This window comes from Vibrio sp. 1288, assembly GCF_033344475.1.
On record NZ_JAWPOX010000391.1, the window covers coordinates 1 to 771 of the forward strand.

Annotated in this window: 1 protein-coding gene; it reads right to left on the reverse strand. The window is 46.8% G+C overall.

The window, feature by feature from the left end; genetic code table 11:
• The coding region (locus tag R8O11_RS26965; RefSeq protein ID WP_318194843.1) for a TraB/GumN family protein at positions 1–771 on the reverse strand (771 nt) is incomplete at both ends.

Sequence of the window (771 nt, forward strand, 5' to 3'; positions counted from 1 at the left end):
TCCCCGTTGTGCGAGCAAATCGATAAGGTTGTCTTTACCCACCAGATGCAGACTTCCAACCACAACGGTGTAGCGACCTGACTTTTTAGGCAGCACACTGCCAGTATCGAGTTTTTTCGCCCAATCACGGTTGCGAGAATATAAGAACGCTTCGTTAAAATCTTCCGTCGCTTTGTCTGTTAAAGATGCCTCTTCCAGCATACTGCCATCACCACTTTTCCAGCTTTCTATCAAACACTGTACAAGTTTGTCACCACCTTCGTATTCGTCTATCGAGGACAGCAGCATTTCTTGCCCACCATTTGGCTGACCAGCAATAAGACCGATTTGAAACTGCACCGATTCTAACGAGAGGACTGGGAGGTGCTTTTTCTCAGCTAAACCAATTAGATGCATGTCTACACCTTTGTCCGATACGTAGCCAAGCTTATTGACTAGCGCGAGTTGGATGGTCAGAGCTGCGGTCCAAGGTGGCGCATTGAGAAGTTGCGCTTCTGCCATGCCTAGATCTTTGGCGATGTTCACTAACAGTTGGCGTTGAGTTTTGTCGAGTACGTCTTTAGAGAGAATCGAACTCTCTGGGTACACCACACCTTCAGAGCTTCTTACATCGGCCTCAATAATTAAGCCCGAGCTTTGTTCCAAAAACTTAGTGATGTTTTTCGGAAGTGGATACATGCTTTTATCACCGACATGTACGGAGCCGATAATCATGTATTCCGTGTCGCCTTTTTTAGCTCGCCAGTGTTGAGGCTCAGCGTAGGACGAAAA